Consider the following 19,401-nt stretch of genomic DNA (forward strand, 5'->3'; position numbering starts at 1 on the left):
GTGACGGATCACGGCGCAGCATGCGAGGGCGGGGGAGAACCCATGGGATCGGGCCAGACGGTGGCGGTGTTCGGCGCGTACGGGCACACCGGGCGGTTCGTGGTGGCGGAGCTGGAGGCGCGGGGGTTCGTCCCGGTCCTCACCGGCCGGGACGCCGCCAAGCTGAAGCAACTGGCCCACGAGACCGAGCGGGAGGCGCGGACGGCGTCGGTGGACGACCCCGCCTCGCTGGACCGCGCGCTGGCCGGCGCGGGGGCCGTGATCAACTGCGCCGGGCCCTTCGCCACGACGGCCGCCCCCGTGATCGAGGCGGCCCTGCGGGCGGGGATCCCGTATCTGGACGTGGCGGCCGAGATCGAGGCCAACCTCGACACCTTCGCGCACTTCGCCGACCGGGCCCGGGAGGCGGGAGCACTGATCGTCCCGGCGATGGCCTTCTTCGGCGGGTTCGGCGATCTGCTGGTGACCGCGGCGATGGGTGGGTGGACCACGGCCGACGAGGCGCACATCGCCTACGGACTGAGCGGCTGGCATCCCACCGCCGGTACGCGCACGGCGGGCGCGGTCTCCCGCCGCCGGCGCGACGGCCGGCGCATCCGCTTCACCGGCGGGCGGCTGGAACACCGGCACGATGCCGCACCGACCCTTCAGTGGCCCTTCCCCGACCCGATGGGGCCCCGTCCCGTCATCGCGGAGTTCACGATGGCCGACGTCGTGACCGTGCCCAGCCACCTGCCCATCCCCGAGGTGCGCACCTACATGACGCTGGAGGCCGCCCGGGACATCTCCGCCCCGGACACCCCGACGCCGGTCGCGGTCGACGAGCGCGGGCGCTCCGATCAGACCTTCCTCGTCGACGTCGTCGTGCGCTCGGGCGACGACGAGCGGCGCGCCGTGGCCCGCGGCCGGGACATCTACGCCGTCACCGCGCCCCTCGTGGTGGAAGCGCTCGAGCGTGTCCTCACCGGACGCACCCACGCGGTCGGCGTCGCCTCCGCGGGAAGCGTCTTCGACGCGCCGGACTTCCTGCGCGCTCTGTCCCCGCACATCACCGTGGAACTGCGTCCGTAGCCGCGACGCGGCAGGGGCCGTCCCGGGCGAGCACGGCCATGCCCGTCAGGAGGTCGGCGCCGGCGCCTTTGCGAAGACCTGGCCCGGCTCCGACGCGGCCACTTCGGCTCCGACCCGGGCGGCGGTCTCGCGCAGCCAGATGTGGGCCGCGTCGTGGGTGTGGACCGGGTGCCACCACAGTGCTTCCTGGACCGGCACCACCTCGTAGGGCGGCCGCATCATCCGTACGGCGGCCACCCCGTGCAGCCGCTCGGCGAGACGCTGCTGCACCAGGGCGATCCGGCGGGTGCCGGCGACCAGGAAGGGCAGGGCCTGGAAGCTGTTGACGGAGACCTCGACGCGGGGCTCGATGCCGAGCATGCTCAGCTGGCGGGCGGCCGGGGCGTCGTAGGTGCGCTGGTAGGTGACCCACGGCAGGCGCGCCAGGTCGTCCATCTCCAGCCGGTCGCCGACCTCGTCGTTGGTCTCGGCGACGAGAAAGACCCAGCGGTCGGTGAACAGCTCGACGGTGGGGAAGCCGCCGATGATGCCGTGCGGCATCAGCAGCCCGTCGACGGTGCTGAGCAGCGTCGCGGTGTCCTCCGTGACGTCGGCCGAGGTCCCCTGGAAGCGCAGCCGCACGCCCGGCGCCTCGGCGTGCACGGTCCGGGCGAGTTCGGCGCCGAACACGGTGACGGCATAGTCCGACGCGAGCAGGGTGAACTCGTGCTCCTCGCTGCCCGCGATGAAGTCGGCTCTGCTGCTGAAGACGCGTTCCAGCAGGTCACAGGCGGTAGCGGTGCGGTCGAGCAGAGCCCGGCCGAGGGCTGTCAACTCGTACTGGCCGCCGACGCGGGCGAGCAGGTCGTCGTCGAAGTGACGGCGCAGGCGGCCCAGGGCAGCGCTCATCGCGGGCTGGCTGAGCCCGACCCGCTGTCCCGCGCGGGTCACGTTGCGTTCCTCCAGCAGGGCCCGCAGGGACAGGACGAGATTGAGATCGAGGCCGGACAGGTGCACAACGCCTCCAGGAGAGGGGCCGCCTCGCCTACTGGTATTCACGAGGCTGATGATCGACATCCGAAGAATCTATTTCCCAGATTGAGCGGGGGAGGCCAGATTAGTCGCACCGCAATCTGGAGGACATTCCCGTGAAACCCGCAGACCTTGCCACGTCCTTCTCCGGACCCTTCGCCCTCGCCACCCTCTCCGCGCCTGACCAGGCTTCTTTCCCCGCACTCGTGACTCCCGAGGAACGTGCGTTGGATCTTCGCACGGCACTCGGCGACCCGGCCCTGACCACTCGGGGGATCTTCGAGCGGTGGGACGCGGTCCTGCCCCGCCTTCGAGAGCTCGCGGTGAGCGCGGACGCCGACTGGCAGCCGCTCGCGCCACTGCGCGTGCACGCTCCCGTCGAGCCGCGTCAGGTCTTCCAGTCCGGCGCCAACTACCGGCAGCACGTGATCGATCTCGAAATGGCCCACCGCGCGCCGGACGATCCGCGTCCGGCCGAGGAGGCCCGGGCCGAGATCGCCGCGATCATGGACCGCAGGGCGGCCGAGGACCTGCCGTACGTGTTCATCGGCCTGCCGAGCGCCGTCACCGGCCCGTACGACGACGTCGTCCTTCCCGCCTGGGCGCAACAGCCAGACTGGGAGCTGGAGTTGGCCGCAGTGATCTCCAGGCCCGCGCACCGGGTCTCCGTGGAGCAGGCCCTGGACCACATCGCCGGCTACACGATCGCCAACGACCTCACCGACCGCGCCACCGTCTTCCGCCGGGACATGAAGGCCATCGGCACCGACTGGCTGCGCAGCAAGAACGCCCCCGGCTTCACACCGCTCGGCCCGTGGATCGTGCCCGCCGACTCGATCGCCGACCCGGGCGACCTGCGGGTCACGCTGAAACTGAACGGCGAGACCATGCAGGACGAGTCCACCAAGGACATGCTCTTCGGCCTCGCCCGACTGGTGTCGTACGCCTCGCAGACCGCCCGACTGCTCCCCGGCGACCTGGTGTTGACGGGCTCCCCGGCCGGCAACGGCATGCACTGGGGGCGACTGCTGCGGGACGGCGACGTCATGGACGGGTCGATCACCGGCCTCGGCGCGCAGCGCACCCGATGTGTCGGGGAGGCGCCCCGATGACCCTCGACCGCACCGACCCCGAGGGCGCGATCGCCGAGGCCGCCAAGTCCTGCTCCAACTGGGGGCGTTGGGGCCAGGACGACGTGCTCGGCACACTGAACTTCCTCGACGAGGCCAAGCGTCGCGAGGGCGCCGCACTCGTACGGCGCGGCGCCGGGTTCTCGCTGTCGCAGCGATTCGACATGGAAGGCCCGCAGAAGGGCTGGCGGCGCCGCACCAACCCCGTCCACACCATGCTCGACACCGGTACGGACGCGGTGCTGGGCAACCAGGGCTTCCCGCACGGCTTCGGCGGCGCCGACGACGTGATCGCGATGCCCCTGCAGTGCTCGACGCAGTGGGACGGACTCGGGCACATCTTCGACCACGGCAGGGCGTGGAACGGACGGCCCGCCGAGAAGGTCGTCACCTCCGAGGGCGACCTCGTCACCGGCATCGAGCACATGGCCCCGTACGTCGCCGGGCGCGGAGTCCTCCTCGACGTCGGCCGCGTGATCGGTGACGAAGGCGAGCTGCCGGACGGCTTCGCGATCACCGAGGAACACCTGGCCGCGACCGCCCGGGCGCACCAGGTCGTCGTCGGCCGCGGCGACATCGTCGTCGTACGCACCGGACGACTTACGCGCACCCGCCGCGAGGGCTGGGGCGGCTACGCGGGCGGCGACTCGCCCGGGCTGTCGTTCACCACGGCCGGCTGGCTGCACCGCACCGAGATCGCCGCGATCGCCACCGACACCTGGGGCTTCGAGGTGCGGCCGAACGAGTTCGACGGCGCCTTCCAGCCGCTCCACCAGGTCGCCATCCCCAACATGGGCCTGCTCATCGGCGAGATGTGGGACCCCGACGCGCTCGCCGCCGACTGCGCGGCGGACGGCGTGTACGACTTCTGGCTCACCGCCGCGCCCCTGCCCATCACCGGGGCCGTCGGCTCCCCGGTCAACCCGATCGCCGTCAAGTGACCGGCGGAACAAAGGAGTTCCCCATGACCCCAGCACCGCGAAGAGCCCTCGTCGTCGGCGGCGGCGCCTCCGGCAACGCCGTGACGATCCTGCTGTGCCGGGCCGGCGTCGACGTGGACCTGATCGAGGCCAAGCCCGACTGGAACGCCACCACCGGCTCCGGCATCACCCTCCAGGGCAACGCGCTGCGCGTCCTGCGCGAACTCGGCGTCTGGGAAAAGGTGGAGGCCTCCGGGTTCGCCTTCGGGGAACTGGGCGTGACGACCCCCGACGGGACCGTCCTGCACGTCCAGCACGACACGCGCACCGGCGGCGACGACCTCCCGGCCACCATCGGCATGCAGCGCCCCCGGCTCCAGCAGATCCTCATCGACGCGGTGCGCGCCTCGGGGGCCACGGTCCGCCTGGGCACCACCGCCGAGGCGCTGGACCAGGACCCAGACGGCGTCTCGGTACGCTTCAGCGACGGCACGACAGGCCGCTACGACCTGGTGATAGGCGCCGACGGCCTCAACTCCGCCACCCGCGCCGCGATCGGCGTCGCCGACAAACCCGAGCCCACCGGCATGGCCATCTGGCGCACCCCCGCGCCGCGCCCCGCGGCCGTCACGCGCACGGACCTCGCCTACGGCGGCCCGTCGTACATCGCCGGATACTGCCCGACCAGTGAGAGCACCATCTACGCCTATCTGGTCGAGGCCTGCCGCGACCGGGCCTCCATCCCGCGGGAGTCGTACGCGGACGAGATGCGCGGCCTGGCGCGGGCGTACGGAGGCGTCTGGCCCGAGATCGCCGAGCACATCACCGATCCGGCGAAGGTCAACTACACCTGGTTCGACAGGCTGCTGGTCGAGGGCTCCTGGCACCGCGGCCGGATCGTGCTGATCGGCGACGCCGCGCACTGCTGCCCGCCCACCCTCGCCCAGGGCGCGGCGATGTCCCTGGAGGACGCCTCCGTGCTGGCCGGTATGCTCACCACGGCCCGCGCCGAAGGTCGGGACTGGGACGGCGAGCTGCTCCAGGCCTTCTACGAGCGCCGCATCCCGCGGGTGCGCTCCGTCGTCGAGGCGTCGGTGCAGCTCGGGCAGTGGCAGATGGACGGCATGCGCGACGCCGACGTCCCCGGGCTGATCGCCCGCACCCTGAACCCTCTGCGGGACCTGCCGTGACCGCCCCGACGATCGACGTCCACGCGCACGTCCTGCTCCCCGAGGTCGACGCCCTGGTGGCCGGCCACCCCGGCCTGGCCGAGGCCCGGGCGCTGGACGCCCGCCGCAACGGACCCGCGGCCCTGGCCGTCAACGGCCCCATGGTGCGCGAGCGCATCCCGAGGCTGACCGACGTCGCCGTACGGCTGGCCGCGATGGACGCGCAGGGCGTGGACGTCCAGCTGGTCAGCCCGTCCCCCTCGCACTACCACTACTGGGCGGACGAGGAGACGGCCGAGAAGGCCCACCGACTGGCCAACGAGGCGACGGCCGCACACTGCGCGCAGGCGCCCGACCGGCTGCGCGGTCTCGGACTCGTCCCGCTGCAACACCCGCGGCAGGCGGTACGCGCCCTCGAACACGCCCTGGGACAGGGCCTGTCGGGCGTCGAGATCTCCAGTCACGCACCCGGCAGGGAACTGTCCGACCCGGACTACGAGCCCTTCTGGGCCCGCGCCGAGGAGACCGGCGCGATCCTCTTCCTGCACCCGTTCGGCTGCACCCTCGACGAGCGCCTGGACCGGTGGTACCTGTCCAACACCGTCGGCCAGCCCACCGAGAACGCCGTCGCACTGTCCCATCTGATCTTCTCCGGGGTGCTGGACCGCCATCCGGAGCTGAGGATCGTCGCCGCGCACGGCGGCGGCTACCTCCCCACCCACATCGGCCGTTCCGACCATGCCTGGCAGACCCGCTCCGACGCGGGCGCCGGCTGCGCGCACCTGCCCAGCAGCTATCTCCGACGGATCTGGTTCGACTCGCTCGTCCACGACCCCCACGTCCTGCGGGAGCTGGTCCGCACGGTCGGTCCCGGCCGGGTGCTGCTCGGTTCCGACTACCCCTTCGACATGGGCGCCGAGGACCCCGTCGGGGCGCTGCGCGCAGCCCGGCTGCCCGAATCGGACTTCCACGCCGTACGAGGCGGCAATGCCGCCGCCCTCCTGCTGAAGGACTGAGATCATGCGTCTGCTCACCCATCTGCGGCACGTCGACCTCGCCGTGCCCGACTACGACAAGCAGCTCGACTTCTATGCGGGCGTCTGGGGCCTGACCAAGGTCGCCGAAGACTCCGGCGTCTCCTTCCTGGCAGCCGAGGGAAGCCCCGAACAGTACGTCGTCCGGCTGCGCAAGTCCGACGAGAAGCGGCTGGACCTCGTGTCGTACGGCGCCGCCTGCGCCGCGGACGTGGACACGCTCGCCGAGCAACTCCTCGCCGGGGGAGTGCGGCTGGTCTCCCAGCCGGGCAAGGTGGAGACACCCGGCGGGGGTTACGGCTTCCGCTTCTTCGACGTCGACGGACGCACCGTCGAGGTCTCCGCCGACGTCGAGGCACGCCGGCACCGCAGGATCGAGGAGAAGGAGTCGATCCCGGTCAAGCTGTCGCACGTCGTCCTCAACTCGCCGGATCTGAACCGGACCCGGGAGTGGTACGAGCGCCACCTCGGCTTCCGCCTCTCCGACACGCTCATGCATCCGCGCATGGGCGAGGCGATGCACTTCATGCGGATCAGCAACCAGCACCACTCCATGGCCATAGCCCAGGGCCCGCACACCTCCCTGCACCACGTCTCCTTCGAGATGCGCGGCCTCGACGAGTACATGCGCGGCTCCGGCCGGGTCATCAGGGCGGGCTACACGAAGCTCTGGGGCCCGGGCCGGCACACGGCGGGCGACAACACCTTCACCTACTTCCTGGACCCGCACGGCAACACGGTCGAGTACACGACCGAGTTGGAGCTGCTGGACGAGGACACCTGGCACCCCCACGTCTACGACTTCTCGCAGCCCGAGATCGCCGACCAGTGGGGCACGGCCAACCCGATGAACGAGCTGGTCGCCAAGGAGTCGTTCAACGACGTCGACCGCGGCTGTTTCGTGGCCCCGCCGGTCTGATCCCCAGCACTCCGGGGGCGCGGCGGCCCGGTCACCGCCCTGACTCCCCTCGCCGCGTCCCCGGACCCTTCACCGTCCCCGACCCTCGTCGGAGCCTGGAGCAGCGCATGCGTCTCGCCGCCTACGAACATCAGCAACAACGCCGTGTGGCCGTCGTCGAGGAGGACGGCACCCTGTATCCGCTTCCGGGCCTGCGCTCGCTCACGGAGCTGATCCGCTCCGGCGGCGGCCTCGCGGCACTGCTCGACGCCGGCGCCGCCGCCCTCGACGTCCCGGCCGGCCCCCACGCGTCCGAGGTGCGGCTGCTGCCGCCGCTGGAGCCGCCCACCGTGCGGGACTTCGTCACCTTCGAGGAACACGTCGAGGGTGTACGCCGGTCCGTGGACGGCGCCGGCGGGGTGCCCGAAGCCTGGTACGACGCCCCGACCTTCTACTTCACCAACCCCTACGCGGTCATCGGCGCCCACGACGTCGTCCCCGTGCCACCGGGCAGTGGCGTCCTCGACTTCGAGCTGGAGGTCGCCGCCGTCATCGGCGCCGAGGGCCGCGACCTCACCCCCGAGCGGGCCCGGGAGCACATCCTCGGCTACACGATCTTCAACGACTGGTCCGCGCGTGATCTCCAGTCCCGTGAGATGCAGGTCCGCCTCGGCCCGTGCAAGGGCAAGGACACGGCCGCCACCCTGGGCCCCCACCTGGTGACCGCCGACGAACTGGAGAAGTACCGCGACGCGGACGGCTTCCTGCGGCTCGCCCTCACCGCGTCGGTGAACGGCGAGGTCGTCGGCGAGGACCTGCTGTCCAACATGAGCTGGACCTTCGAGGAGATGGTCGCCTATGCCTCGCGCGGCACGCTCGTCCGCCCCGGTGACGTCCTCGGCTCGGGCACCTGCGGCAACGGCGGCTGCCTCGCCGAACTGTGGGGCGTGCGGGGCCGCCAGGACCCGCCGCCGCTGAAGCCGGGCGACACCGTGACCCTCACGGTCGAAGGCATCGGAACCGTCTCCAACACCGTGGTGGCCGGGGCCGATCCGGTCCCGGTGCCGCCGGCCCGCCGACGCACCCGGGAGCGCCCGTGACCGGCCTGCACCCCAAGAGGCTGCTCGGCAGGGTCGTCGTGGTCACCGGCGCCGCCCGCGGCCAGGGCGCCGCCGAGGCCGAGGCCCTGACCCGCGAGGGCGCCCGCGTCATCGCCACCGACGTGGAACCCCGGGGCGGCTGCCGGCTCCTCGACGTCACCAGCGACCAGGAGTGGGCCGAACTCGCCGCGGAATTGCGGGAGTCGTACGGCGCGGTCCACGGCCTGGTCAACAACGCGGGCGTCACCTGGCGCGCCCGTGTCGGCGACGTACGCCCCGACGACTTCGCCCGCGTCCACGCCGTCAACGTCACGGGCCCGCTGCTCGGCATCCAGCACCTCGCCCCGCTGATGCCGCCCGGTTCCTCCATCGTCAACGTCGGCTCCACCGCCGCGCTCACCGGGCACTATCCGGTCGCGTACACGGCCAGCAAATGGGCGCTGCGCGGTGTGTCGAAGGCGGCGGCCACGGAGCTCGGCCCGTGTGGCATCCGCGTGAACACCGTCCACCCCGGCTTCATCGAGACCGGGATGACGGCCTCCGCGGCGTCCGCCTTCCGCGAGGCGAACATCCGCGAGACCCCGCTCGGCCGCACCGGCACGGTCGACGAGATCGCCCCCCTGGTGGTCTTTCTCCTCTCCGACGACGCCTCCTTCATCACCGGCGCCGAGATCCCCGTGGACGGCGGCCTCACCGCGCACGGCGGGGTCAAGTCCGTCTCGGACGCGCTGCGCGCGCAGAGCGCGTGAGCGGCCCGGCAGGGGAGAACCCGATGCGCATGAACTCCGGCTGGAAGGAACCTTCGTGAACAAAGTCAGCGCGAGCGCCGAGGACGCGGTCGCCGACGTCTTCGACGGCGCGTCGCTCGCCGTCGGCGGCTTCGGTCTCAGCGGCGTGCCGGAGACCCTGATCCGGGCCCTGTACGACCAGGGCGCGAGCGGCCTGAAGGTCGTGTCGAACAACTGCGGGGTGGACGGACGGGGCCTCGGCGTGCTGCTGGCCGCCGGGCGCATCGCCCGGGTGACCGGCTCGTACGTCGGGGAGAACAAGGAGTTCGCCCGTCAGTACCTGTCCGGCGAACTGGAGGTGGAGCTGGTCCCGCAGGGCACGCTCGCCGAACGTCTGCGCGCGGGCGGCGCCGGCATTCCCGCGTTCTTCACGCCGGCGGGCGTGGGGACGCAGGTGGCCAGCGGCGGCCTGCCCTGGCGGTACGCCTCCGGGGGGCCGCAGGGCGGGGGAGACTCGGTCGTCGTCGCCTCGCCGCCCAAGGAGATCCGGGAGTTCGCCGGCCGCCCGCACGTCCTGGAGCACGGCATCACCACCGACTTCGCCCTGGTACGGGCCTGGCGCGGCGACCGCCACGGCAATCTGGTGTTCCGCCGGGCCGCCGCCAACTTCAACCCGCCGGCCGCGACAGCCGGCCGGATCACCGTCGCCGAGGTCGAAGAGCTCGTGGAACCAGGCGAGTTGAGGCCGGAAGAGGTCCATCTGCCCGGCGTCTTCGTCCAGCGGATCGTGGCACTCACCTCGGCCCAGGCCGCCGACAAGCCGATCGAGAAGAGGACCGTACGCGTATGAGCACCGCGATCCCCACGCGGGTCGGCTGGACCCGTGACCAGATGGCCGCCCGGGCCGCCGCCGAGCTCACCGACGGCTCCTACGTCAACCTCGGCATCGGCCTGCCCACCCTGATCCCCGGCCACCTCCCGCCGGGCGTGCACGTCGTCCTGCACTCGGAGAACGGCATCCTCGGCACCGGCCCCTACCCCACCGAGGACGAGGTGGACCCCGACCTGATCAACGCCGGAAAGGAGACCGTCACCGTGCTGCCGGGGGCGTCCTTCTTCGACTCGGCCCTGTCCTTCGGCATGATCCGCGGCGGTCACATCGACACGGCGGTGCTCGGCGCCCTGCAGGTCTCGGAGAACGGCGACCTGGCCAACTGGATGGTCCCCGGCAGGATGGTCAAGGGAATGGGCGGCGCGATGGACCTGGTCCACGGCGCCCGCCGGGTGATCGTGCTGATGGAGCACACGGCCAGGGACGGGACCCCGAAGATCCTGCGGGAGTGCACCCTGCCGCTCACCGGCGAACGGTGCGTCCACCGCGTCGTCACCGACCTCGGCGTCCTCGACGTGACGCCCGAAGGGCTCGTCCTGCTGGAGACCGCGCCGGGCGTCACCCTCGATGAGATCACGGCGAGGACCGCCGCCCCACTGCGCGACGGCACCCGAAAATAGTAGCCATGTACATAGTAGCCATGTAATGTATGTGGGGTGAGTCGAACAGCGGCCCGAAACGAGAAGGAGCAGCCATGACCACCCTCGCACCCACGGTGAACGGCCGGGTCATCGCTCTGGCGCACTACGCCGCGCGTGCCCTCCTGGAGGGCGTGCTGACCCGCCACGGCGTCACGTTCCACCAGAGCGTGGCGCTGCGGGCCGTCACGCTCGCGGGCGGCTCCGTCGACCGCGACGCACTCGTCGTCGACGTCACCGGCTCTCTGAAGATCGACCCGTCGGCCGTGCGCGCCGTCGTCCAGGAGCTGACGTCCGCGCACCTGCTGGAGGAGGACCCCGCGCAGGCGTCCCGGCTGCGATTCACGGACGCCGGACGGGAGTTGGTCGAGACCACCGGCGCCGAGAGCGCCCGGATCTCCGCCCGGCTGTACGCCGGCGTCCCGGCCGAGGACCTGGAGGCCGCGGGCCGTGTGCTGACCCTGGTCACGGAGCGGGCGAACGCCGAGCTGGCCCGCGCCTGAGGCTCCGCCGCGCCCCGTCGCGCCGCGTACGGCCCTCTCAGACGGGGTACGCGTGGGTCTGCGTCGCCTTCACCGCCGCCCAGACCTCCGCGCCCGGGTGCAGATCGAGTTCGGCGGCGGCCACCGTCGTCAGGTCCGCCGCGAGAGGGAGCTCCCCGGCGAGGTCGGCGCGGACCTGGTCGCCATGGGTCTCCAGACCCGCGACCTCGCAGCGCCACAGATTGCGGGCGCTGACGCCCGTCGGACGGTACCGGTGGAGCGTGACCGCACTCGGCGCGAACGCCACGAAGACCGGGCCGGACAGGACTTCGGTGGTGGTGATGGACGGGCCCGCGTCCAGGCGGACCCGGTGCCCGTCGGCCTCGCCCCGGTACAGGTTCAGCCCGACCAACTGGGCGATGTAGTCCGTACGGGGACGGCGGGCGATGTCGGCCGGGGCGCCCTCCTGGACCACCCGGCCGTGCTCGACGACGACCAGACGGTCGGCCAGTACCATCGCGTCCAGCGGGTCGTGCGTGACCAGGACGGCGACGGCCTCGAACTCGGCCAGATGGCGGCGGAGTTGGGCGCGCACGTCCAGACGGGTGCGGGCGTCCAGCGCCGCGAGGGGCTCGTCGAGCAGGAGCAGCCGGGGGCGCGTGGCCAGCGCCCGGGCCAGCGCGACGCGCTGCGCCTGCCCGCCGGACAGCTTGCGCGGCTTGGCGCCGGCGTGATCCGCCAGACCCAGGCGTTCCAGCCACTCGGCGGCCCGCGCCCGGGCCTGCGCCTTCGTCGCACCCTGGCAGCGCGGCCCGAAGGCCACGTTGTCCAGGGCGGTCAGGTGCGGGAAGAGCAGATAGTCCTGGAAGACGACGCCGACCGGGCGGGCCTCCGGGGCAGTGCCCTCCAGCGCCCTGCCGTCCAGCCGCAGACGGCCGCCGGTGAGCGGTGTCAGCCCGGCGAGCGCCCGCAGCGCGGTGGTCTTCCCGGCGCCGTTCGGGCCGAGCAGGGCGACGACCTCGCCCGGCGCGACGCGAAGCGGCACGTCGAGACGGAAGGCACCGCGCTCGACCACCAGATGGGCGTCGAGGCCCTCCGCGAGGGCCTCGCGGCGGCTGTCGGAGCCGGCGGCACGGGGCGCGATCGTCCTGCGGTCCTCCACCTGCTGTCATCCCCCTGCTGTCATCCAACGGTCGCGCAGACCGGCCAGCACCGCGACGGACACGGCCAGCAGGACCAGGCTCAGGGCCATGGCCGCCTCCGGGTCGCTCTGCAGGGCCAGGTACACGGCCAGCGGCATGGTCTGGGTACGGCCCGGGAAGTTGCCCGCGAAGGTGATCGTGGCGCCGAACTCCCCGAGCGCCCGGGCCCACGCCAGTACCGCGCCGGCCGCGATGCCCGGTGCGATCAGCGGAAGGGTGATCCGGCGGAACGCGGTGAAGCGGGAGGCGCCGAGCGTGGCGGCGGCCTCTTCGTAGCGCGGGTCGGCCGCGCGCAGCGTGCCCTCGACGCTGATGACGAGGAACGGCATGGCGACGAACGCCTCGGCGACCACGACCCCGGCGGTGGTGAAGGGGAGTGTGATCCCGAACCAGGAGTCCAGCCATCTGCCCACCACGCCGTTGCGGCCGAGCGCCATCAGCAGGGCCACACCCCCGACGACCGGCGGCAGCACCAGCGGCAGGGTGACGAGGGCCCGCACGAGACCGCGTCCGGGGAACTCGACCCGGGCCAGCAGCCAGGCCAGGGGCACGCCCACGACCAGACTCACCGCGGTCGCCGCGGTGGCGCAGACCAGGGACAGCTGGAGCGCCTGCCACACCTCGGCGCTGGTCAACTGCTCGGGCAGGCTGCGCCACGGGGCCCGGACGAGCAGGGCGACGAGCGGCACGATCAAGAACGCCAGGCCGATCAGCGCGGGCAGCAGCAGGGGCAGCGGCGCGCCTCGGCCCCCGCCGCCCGTCCGGGCGCGCCGACGACGCGGCGCGCTCCGATCGGTGTCGGTGGCGGCGGCGGACTTGTCGAGTGGGGTCACGGCTCGAGGAACCCGGCCTCGGTCAGGACCTTCCGGCCCTCGGGCGACCGCACCAGCGCGATGAACGCCTCGGCGGCCTCGGCGTTGTCGGTGTCCTTGAGCCGGACGATCGGGTACTCGTTGACGGCGTCGGCGGACTCGGGGAACTCCACGCCCTCCACCTTGTCACCCGCGGCCCGCACATCGGTCCTGTAGACGACGGCCGCGTCGGCCTCCTTCAGCTCGACCTTCGTCAGGGCCGCCTTGACGTCCTGCTCGTAGGAGACGGGCGTGAGCTTGAGCGCGCCGGCGTCGAGCGCCTTCTGCGCGGCGGCGCCGCACGGCACCTGCTGGTCGCACAGGACCACCTTCAGGCCGGACTTGGCGAGGTCCTCGAGAGAGGCGATCTTGTGGGGGTTGCCCGGCAGGGTGGCGATCTCGAGCTGGTTGCGGACGAAGGTGGCGGGCGTGCCGGAGGCGTCGCCGGCGTCGGTGACGATCTTCATCGTCTTGGGGCTGGCCGAGGCGAACACGTCCGCCGGCGCACCGCCGGTGATGCTCGCGGCGAGCGAGTCGCTGCCGCCGAAGCTGAACGTGATCCTGGTGCCGGGGTGGGCCTTCTCGAACTCCTTGCCCAGCGTCGTGAAGCTCTCCTTGAGGGAGGCCGCGGCGAACACGGTCACCGTGCCGGACAGCTTGCCCGACGACGAGGCGGACGCGGACGAGGAGGAGTCCGACGCCTTCGGCGAGGAGCCGTCCGACGACGAGCAGGCGCCCAGGGCCAGCAGCGCGGCAACTCCCGCACCGGCTGCCCGCAGGGTCCGCCGGGTCCGGCGGGTCCGGCGGGTCCCGGGGGTCCGGCACGCGGTACGGGTCATCACTGGTCCACTCCCTCTTCGGTCCTGACGGACACGGCGCCTGTGGTCCTGGCGGACCCTCTGCGGTCTCTCGGCGACCACGTGGGTCGACATGGGCACGGCAATCACCGTGCGCCGCGACGATGATACTGCCGCACATGCGAGGGAAAATCTCCAGTCGCATCGCACAAGCCCGCAAGATGATCGATCTGCATGGCATGTGCGTTCGCACGGGGCGTCGGGTGCCGGCGCGAGATCGGCTCAAGCTCGGTGCGACTGCGACTGCGACTGCGACTGCGACTGCGACTGCGAGGACGAGGGCGAAGGCGAGGGTGAGGACGAGGGCGAGGGCGATGGGGGTGCGGGGGCGAGTGGCGTGCGGGGGCAGCCGGCGGCCGTGCGACCGGTGCCGGCCGCCGCTCCCCTCGCGCTCTCAGGCCCGGTCGATGTGCACGTTCGTCGCCTTCACCCGCGCCGTGGCCTCCACGCCCACCTCCAGGCCCAGCTCCTCCACCGCCTCCCGCGTCAGCAGCGACACCAGCCGGTGCGGGCCCGCCTGGATCTCCACCTGGGCCGCGACATCGCCGAGCTTGACGGCCGTCACGATGCCGGGGAAGGCGTTGCGGACGGAGGTGTGGGGGGCGTCCTCGCCGGCGGCGTCGCTCGCGGCCAGCTCCACGGAGAAGGCGGCCAGATCCCGGCCGTCGATGAGGCGCCGTCCGCCCTCGTCCCGATGAGTGGCCACCCGGCCGGCGTCGGCCCACCGCCGTGCGGTGTCGGGGCTCACGCCGAGGAGCCGCGCCGCCTGGCCGATCGTGTAGGACTGCATGGGCGCCAAGATAGTGCGATCGACGCCGGGCCGCGGCACCGGGCGTTGTCAGTGGTGGCAGGCAGGATGTCGGACATGACGACACCAGGTGCAGTGATTGCGGACGCCGTTGCCTACGCGCAGGCGGTCGAGGACGCGGTGAAGGCGTCGGCCGCCTACTACGAGTCCGGCACGTCGGTGCTGGACGACGACTCCTACGACCGGCTGGTCCGCGCCATCGCCGCATGGGAGGCCGACCACCCCGACCACGTACTGGCCGACTCCCCGACCGGGAAGGTGGCGGGCGGCGCGGTGGAGGGCGACGTCCCGCACACGGCGGCGATGCTCAGCCTGGACAACGTGTTCTCACCGGAGGAGTTCACGGCCTGGACCGTCTCGCTGGCCCGCCGCACAGGCCGGGAGACGGAGCGCTACAGCGTGGAACCGAAGCTGGACGGTCTGGCGATCGCGGCCCGCTACACCCGCGGCCGCCTGACACGCCTGATCACCCGGGGCGACGGGACGGCCGGGGAGGACGTCTCGCACGCGATCGGCACGATCGAGGGCCTGCCGGACGAGCTGGCGGAGCCGGTCACCGTGGAGGTGCGCGGCGAAGTCCTCATGACGACCGGCCAGTTCGAGCACGCCAACGAGGTGCGCACCGCACACGGCGGAGCGCCGTTCGCGAACCCGCGCAACGCCGCGGCGGGCACCCTGCGGGCGAAGGAACGCGCCTACACCGTGCCCATGACGTTCTTCGGCTACGGGCTGCTGCCGCTGGCCGACACCGAGCCCGCGCTGGCCGAGGCGCTGGGGGAGTGCGCGCACAGCGACCTGATGACCCGGGCGGCCGCCTACGGCGTGAACACCACGGCCACCACCGCGGTGCCCGGCATCACCGCCGGCACCGTCGAGGAGGTCCTGGACCGCGTGGCGCAGATCGCCGCCCTGCGCCCTTCGCTGCCCTTCGGGATCGACGGGATCGTCGTCAAGGCGGACCTGGCCGCGGACCAGCGGGCCGCCGGATCGGGTTCGCGGGCCCCGCGCTGGGCGATCGCCTTCAAGCTGCGTGCCGTGGAGAAGATCACCCGGCTGCTGGCGGTGGAGTGGAACGTCGGCCGCACCGGCATCATCGCCCCCCGGGCCGTCCTGGAGCCGGTGGAGATCGACGGCTCCACCATCACCTACGCGACGCTCCACAACCCGGCCGACATCACCCGCCGTGACCTGCGCCTGGGCGACCGGGTCATGGTGTACCGCGCCGGCGACGTCATCCCCCGCGTCGAGGCCCCCGTGGCCCACCTGCGCACCGGCGACGAGCAGCCGATCGTCTTCCCCGAGACGTGCCCGCGCTGCGGGTCGGGCATAGACACCGGCGAACAGCGCTGGAGATGCGAGAGCGGCCGCAACTGCCACCTCGTCGCCTCCCTCTCCTATGCCGCCGGACGGGACCAGCTCGACATCGAAGGCCTCGGCCACACCCGCGTCGTGCAGCTCGTCGAAGCCGGTCTGGTCGCGGACCTCGCCGACCTGTTCACCCTCACCCGCGACCAGCTCCTGGGCCTCGAGCGGATGGGGGAGACCAGCACCGACAAACTGCTCGCCGCGCTCGCCACGGCGAAGGAACAGCCGCTGTCGAGAGTGCTCTGCGCGCTCGGCGTCCGGGGCACGGGACGGTCCATGTCCCGCCGGATCGCCCGCCACTTCGCCACGATGGACCAGCTGCGCGCCGCCGACGCCGAGGCGATCCGGCAGGTCGAGGGCATCGGCACCGAGAAGGCTCGCTCCATCGTCGCCGAACTCGCCGAGCTCGCCCCGCTGATCGACAAACTGGCCGCGGCCGGAGTGAACATGACCGAGCCCGGCGCCACTGCGCCCAGCCCGCGCGCGGCCGCCGCGGACGGCGACGCCGAGGCGGCGGGCGACGGTCCGGAAGCCGGGGACGGCGTGGGCGGCCCGCTGGCCGGGATGACCGTGGTCGTCACCGGCGCGATGACCGGGGCGCTGGAGAAGCTCAGCCGCAACCAGATGAACGAGCTCATCGAGCGCGCCGGCGGCCGTTCCTCGTCGAGCGTGTCGAAGAAGACGACCCTGGTCGTGGCCGGAGAGGGGGCCGGTGCCAAGCGCGCCAAGGCCGAGACCCTCGGCATCCGCCTCGCCGCCCCCGACGAGTTCGCCGCCCTGGTCGCCGACCACCTCCCCACGGAAGCCGCCGTCCAGCAGTAGGACGGGGGCAGGGGGCAGTGGGCAGGGGCAGGGGGATCTACCCCCGCCGCCGCCCTCGTGGCCCCCTGGCCCGGTGACCGAGGCCCGGTGACCGGATCATCGGCTCAGGGGGCCCACCGCGTCAGCGGCTCACCGGGTCACCGGGTCAGCGACAGGGCGGCGGCGGTGACCGAGGTGAGGCACGCGACGACGGCCAGGGCGCACCCCACACAGCGCAGACGCAGTTCTCGGTAGCGCTGCTCGTACTCGGCACGCAGTGAACGACACCGGGCCGCGATCCTTTCCAGGTCCTGCTGGGCGTGGTGGAGGCTGTCGGTGACGTATCGCTGTTCGACGTCGGCGCGTTGGGAACTGGTCAGCCAGTCCATGGGCTGGACGAAGGTGCGCGCACGTTCCTCGGCCACCGCGATGGTGGCCTGCCACAGGAGATACCCCTCCACTTCGTCACCGAGACCGGCTGTCGTGGCTCCCTGCCTCGCCACCTCGCTCATCGCTGCCTCCGTCGCGTCTTCAGCGGATCCCGTGGGCCTCGGCCTCTGCCATGGCGATGTCGGGGTGGTGCAGGTCGAACGCCGGGGATTCGGAACGGATGCGCGGCAGGGTGGTGAAGTTGTGGCGCGGCGGCGGGCAGGAGGTGGCCCACTCCAGGGAGCGGCCGAAGCCCCACGGGTCGTCGACGCCGACCGGCTTGCCGTACCTGCCCGTCCGCCACACGTTGTAGAGGAACGGCAGCATCGACAGGCCGAGGAGGAACGAGCTGATCGTCGAGATCATGTTCAGGCCGGTGAACCCGTCGGCGGCCAGGTAGTCGGCGTACCGACGCGGCATGCCCTCGGCGCCCAGCCAGTGCTGGACCAGGAAGGTGCCGTGGAAACCCACGAACAACGTCCAGAAGGTGACCTTGCCCAGGCGCTCGTCCAGCATCCGGCCGGTGAATTTGGGCCACCAGAAGTGGAAGCCGGCGAACATCGCGAACACCACGGTGCCGAACACGACGTAGTGGAAGTGCGCCACCACGAAGTACGAGTCCGACACGTGGAAGTCCATCGGCGGCGAGGCCAGGATGATGCCGGTCAGACCACCGAAGAGGAACGTGACGAGAAACCCCGTCGCCCACAGCATCGGCGTCTCGAAGGACAGCGAGCCCTTCCACATCGTTCCGATCCAGTTGAAGAACTTCACGCCGGTCGGGACGGCGATGAGGAACGTCATGAAGGAGAAGAACGGCAGCAGCACCCCGCCGGTGACGAACATGTGGTGGGCCCACACCGTCACGGACAGACCGGCGATGGAGATCGTCGCGGCCACGAGACCCATGTATCCGAAGATCGGCTTGCGCGAGAAGACCGGGATGACCTCGGTGACGATGCCGAAGAACGGCAGGGCGATGATGTACACCTCTGGATGGCCGAAGAACCAGAAGAGGTGCTGCCACAGCAGTGCGCCGCCGTTCGCGGGATCGAAGATGTGGGCGCCGAACTTGCGGTCCGCCTCCAGGGCGAACAGCGCGGCGGCCAGGACCGGGAAGGCGAAGAGGACGAGCACCGCCGTCAGCAGCACGTTCCAGGTGAAGATCGGCATGCGGAACATCGTCATGCCGGGTGCGCGCATGCAGATGATCGTGGTGATGAAGTTGACCGCGCCGAGGATGGTGCCGAAACCGGAGAAGGCCAGACCCATGATCCACAGATCGCCGCCCAGGCCAGGGCTGTGGATGGCGTCCGACAGCGGGGTGTAGGCGAACCAGCCGAAGTCGGCCGCCCCCTGCGGGGTGAGGAAGCCGCCGACGGCGATCGACGAGCCGAACAGGTACAGCCAGTAGGCGAACATGTTCAGGCGGGGGAAGGCCACGTCCGGAGCGCCGATCTGCAGCGGCATGATCCAGTTCGTGAAGCCGGCGAACAACGGCGTCGCGAACATCAGCAGCATGACCGTGCCGTGCATCGTGAACGCCTGGTTGTACTGCTCGGGCGAGACGATCTGCAGACCGGGCCGGGCCAGCTCGGCGCGCATGAGCAGCGCCATGACGCCGCCGATCAGGAAGAACACGAAGGACGTGGTCAGGTACAACGTGCCGATGGTCTTGTGGTCGGTGGTGGTCAGCCACGTCACCACGACTTTGCCGGGCTGTCTGCCCCTGACCGGCACCTCGCTGTCATAGGCGGCGGCAGCAGATCGCTCCGGGTCGTTCAGAATCGTCACAGCCGTTTTTCTCCCGATGTTCGCGGTCCGTCCGCCGCCCGTGTGTGCATCACGGTCATCCTCGCGACCGCCGGTGGTCCGTGTGGCCCAGCGCGGCCGACACACGCCCGAACGGGCGGTTGTCGCACACGAGTGGAGTAGCCGGCCACGGCATGTCGTCCGTTCCCGGCCGTCGATGCCCTGTGCCGGAGCGGGTCGGCGACGCCGACGCGGATCCGGCC

The 19,401-nt window shown here is 71.8% G+C and carries 19 protein-coding genes; 12 read left to right on the top strand and 7 right to left on the bottom strand.

Going from position 1 to position 19,401, the window contains the following annotated elements:
* Window positions 1-42 precede the first annotated feature (42 nt).
* Window positions 43-1,071 carry a saccharopine dehydrogenase family protein gene (locus ACZ7DE_RS11370; RefSeq protein WP_470759754.1) on the top strand — a complete coding sequence of 343 codons (1,029 nt, stop codon included), beginning with the start codon at window positions 43-45 and terminating at the stop codon, window positions 1,069-1,071.
* 45 nt (window positions 1,072-1,116) lie between these two features.
* Here the strand turns inward: ACZ7DE_RS11370 and ACZ7DE_RS11375 are convergent, their stop codons facing one another.
* Window positions 1,117-2,067, bottom strand: coding sequence for a LysR family transcriptional regulator (locus ACZ7DE_RS11375; protein WP_470759756.1), 951 nt, complete (start codon window positions 2,065-2,067; stop codon window positions 1,117-1,119).
* Window positions 2,068-2,198: 131 nt separating this feature from the next.
* On the opposite strand from ACZ7DE_RS11375, the gene ACZ7DE_RS11380 reads away from it, so the two are divergent.
* From ACZ7DE_RS11380 to ACZ7DE_RS11425, 10 genes are all read left to right on the top strand, one after another.
* On the top strand, window positions 2,199-3,194 hold the full coding sequence (locus ACZ7DE_RS11380) for a fumarylacetoacetate hydrolase family protein (protein ID WP_470759758.1): 996 nt from the start codon (window positions 2,199-2,201) through the stop codon (window positions 3,192-3,194).
* Entirely contained in the window at window positions 3,191-4,153 is a 963-nt protein-coding gene (locus tag ACZ7DE_RS11385; RefSeq protein WP_470759759.1) for a cyclase family protein, read from the top strand. Before ACZ7DE_RS11380 ends, ACZ7DE_RS11385 begins: the two co-directional genes overlap by 4 nt.
* 23 nt (window positions 4,154-4,176) lie before the next feature.
* Window positions 4,177-5,322, top strand: a complete 1,146-nt coding sequence (locus ACZ7DE_RS11390) for an FAD-dependent oxidoreductase (protein WP_470759761.1) — start codon at window positions 4,177-4,179, stop codon at window positions 5,320-5,322.
* Window positions 5,319-6,317, top strand: a complete 999-nt coding sequence (locus ACZ7DE_RS11395) for an amidohydrolase family protein (RefSeq protein ID WP_470759763.1) — start codon at window positions 5,319-5,321, stop codon at window positions 6,315-6,317. The genes ACZ7DE_RS11390 and ACZ7DE_RS11395 overlap by 4 nt, the downstream gene beginning before the upstream one ends.
* 4 nt (window positions 6,318-6,321) lie before the next feature.
* Entirely contained in the window at window positions 6,322-7,254 is a 933-nt protein-coding gene (locus tag ACZ7DE_RS11400; protein WP_470759765.1) for a VOC family protein, read from the top strand.
* 107 nt (window positions 7,255-7,361) lie between these two features.
* The gene (locus ACZ7DE_RS11405) at window positions 7,362-8,333 is read left to right on the top strand and encodes a fumarylacetoacetate hydrolase family protein (protein WP_470759767.1); all 972 of its coding nucleotides are present in this window, start codon (window positions 7,362-7,364) and stop codon (window positions 8,331-8,333) included.
* Window positions 8,330-9,082: an SDR family NAD(P)-dependent oxidoreductase gene (locus tag ACZ7DE_RS11410; protein WP_470759769.1), complete on the top strand. Its 753-nt coding sequence runs from the start codon at window positions 8,330-8,332 to the stop codon at window positions 9,080-9,082. Before ACZ7DE_RS11405 ends, ACZ7DE_RS11410 begins: the two co-directional genes overlap by 4 nt.
* A 55-nt stretch (window positions 9,083-9,137) precedes the next feature.
* Window positions 9,138-9,911 carry a CoA transferase subunit A gene (locus ACZ7DE_RS11415; protein WP_470759771.1) on the top strand — a complete coding sequence of 258 codons (774 nt, stop codon included), beginning with the start codon at window positions 9,138-9,140 and terminating at the stop codon, window positions 9,909-9,911.
* Complete coding sequence (locus ACZ7DE_RS11420) at window positions 9,908-10,573, top strand: CoA transferase subunit B (protein ID WP_470759773.1); 666 nt, start codon at window positions 9,908-9,910, stop codon at window positions 10,571-10,573. The genes ACZ7DE_RS11415 and ACZ7DE_RS11420 overlap by 4 nt, the downstream gene beginning before the upstream one ends.
* Window positions 10,574-10,647: 74 nt before the next feature.
* The gene (locus ACZ7DE_RS11425) at window positions 10,648-11,094 is read left to right on the top strand and encodes a MarR family transcriptional regulator (RefSeq protein ID WP_470759775.1); all 447 of its coding nucleotides are present in this window, start codon (window positions 10,648-10,650) and stop codon (window positions 11,092-11,094) included.
* A gap of 37 nt (window positions 11,095-11,131) precedes the next feature.
* Here ACZ7DE_RS11425 and ACZ7DE_RS11430 read toward each other — a convergent pair whose 3' ends face one another.
* The 4 genes from ACZ7DE_RS11430 to ACZ7DE_RS11445 all read right to left on the bottom strand — a co-directional run bounded on the left by ACZ7DE_RS11430 (window position 11,132) and on the right by ACZ7DE_RS11445 (window position 14,773).
* Entirely contained in the window at window positions 11,132-12,217 is a 1,086-nt protein-coding gene (locus ACZ7DE_RS11430) for an ABC transporter ATP-binding protein (protein WP_470760102.1), read from the bottom strand.
* 24 nt (window positions 12,218-12,241) lie between these two features.
* Window positions 12,242-13,108, bottom strand: a complete 867-nt coding sequence (modB, locus tag ACZ7DE_RS11435) for a molybdate ABC transporter permease subunit (protein ID WP_470759777.1) — start codon at window positions 13,106-13,108, stop codon at window positions 12,242-12,244.
* A complete protein-coding gene (gene modA / locus ACZ7DE_RS11440) occupies window positions 13,105-13,965 on the bottom strand; it encodes a molybdate ABC transporter substrate-binding protein (RefSeq protein WP_470759779.1) in 861 nt (286 codons plus the stop codon). The genes modB and modA overlap by 4 nt, the downstream gene beginning before the upstream one ends.
* Window positions 13,966-14,377: 412 nt before the next feature.
* Window positions 14,378-14,773 carry a TOBE domain-containing protein gene (locus tag ACZ7DE_RS11445; protein WP_470759781.1) on the bottom strand — a complete coding sequence of 132 codons (396 nt, stop codon included), beginning with the start codon at window positions 14,771-14,773 and terminating at the stop codon, window positions 14,378-14,380.
* 75 nt (window positions 14,774-14,848) lie between these two features.
* On the opposite strand from ACZ7DE_RS11445, the gene ligA reads away from it, so the two are divergent.
* The gene (gene ligA, locus ACZ7DE_RS11450; RefSeq protein ID WP_470759783.1) at window positions 14,849-16,978 is read left to right on the top strand and encodes an NAD-dependent DNA ligase LigA; all 2,130 of its coding nucleotides are present in this window, start codon (window positions 14,849-14,851) and stop codon (window positions 16,976-16,978) included.
* Between the two features lie 137 nt (window positions 16,979-17,115).
* Here ligA and ACZ7DE_RS11455 read toward each other — a convergent pair whose 3' ends face one another.
* Together ACZ7DE_RS11455 and ctaD are read right to left on the bottom strand one after the other, a co-directional pair.
* Window positions 17,116-17,469 carry a cytochrome C oxidase subunit I gene (locus tag ACZ7DE_RS11455; RefSeq protein ID WP_470759785.1) on the bottom strand — a complete coding sequence of 118 codons (354 nt, stop codon included), beginning with the start codon at window positions 17,467-17,469 and terminating at the stop codon, window positions 17,116-17,118.
* A 19-nt stretch (window positions 17,470-17,488) separates the two neighbouring features.
* Window positions 17,489-19,180, bottom strand: a complete 1,692-nt coding sequence (gene ctaD, locus ACZ7DE_RS11460) for an aa3-type cytochrome oxidase subunit I (RefSeq protein ID WP_470759786.1) — start codon at window positions 19,178-19,180, stop codon at window positions 17,489-17,491.
* Window positions 19,181-19,401: the final 221 nt, after the last annotated feature.

Source organism: Streptomyces sp. NPDC037083 (assembly GCF_055606485.1).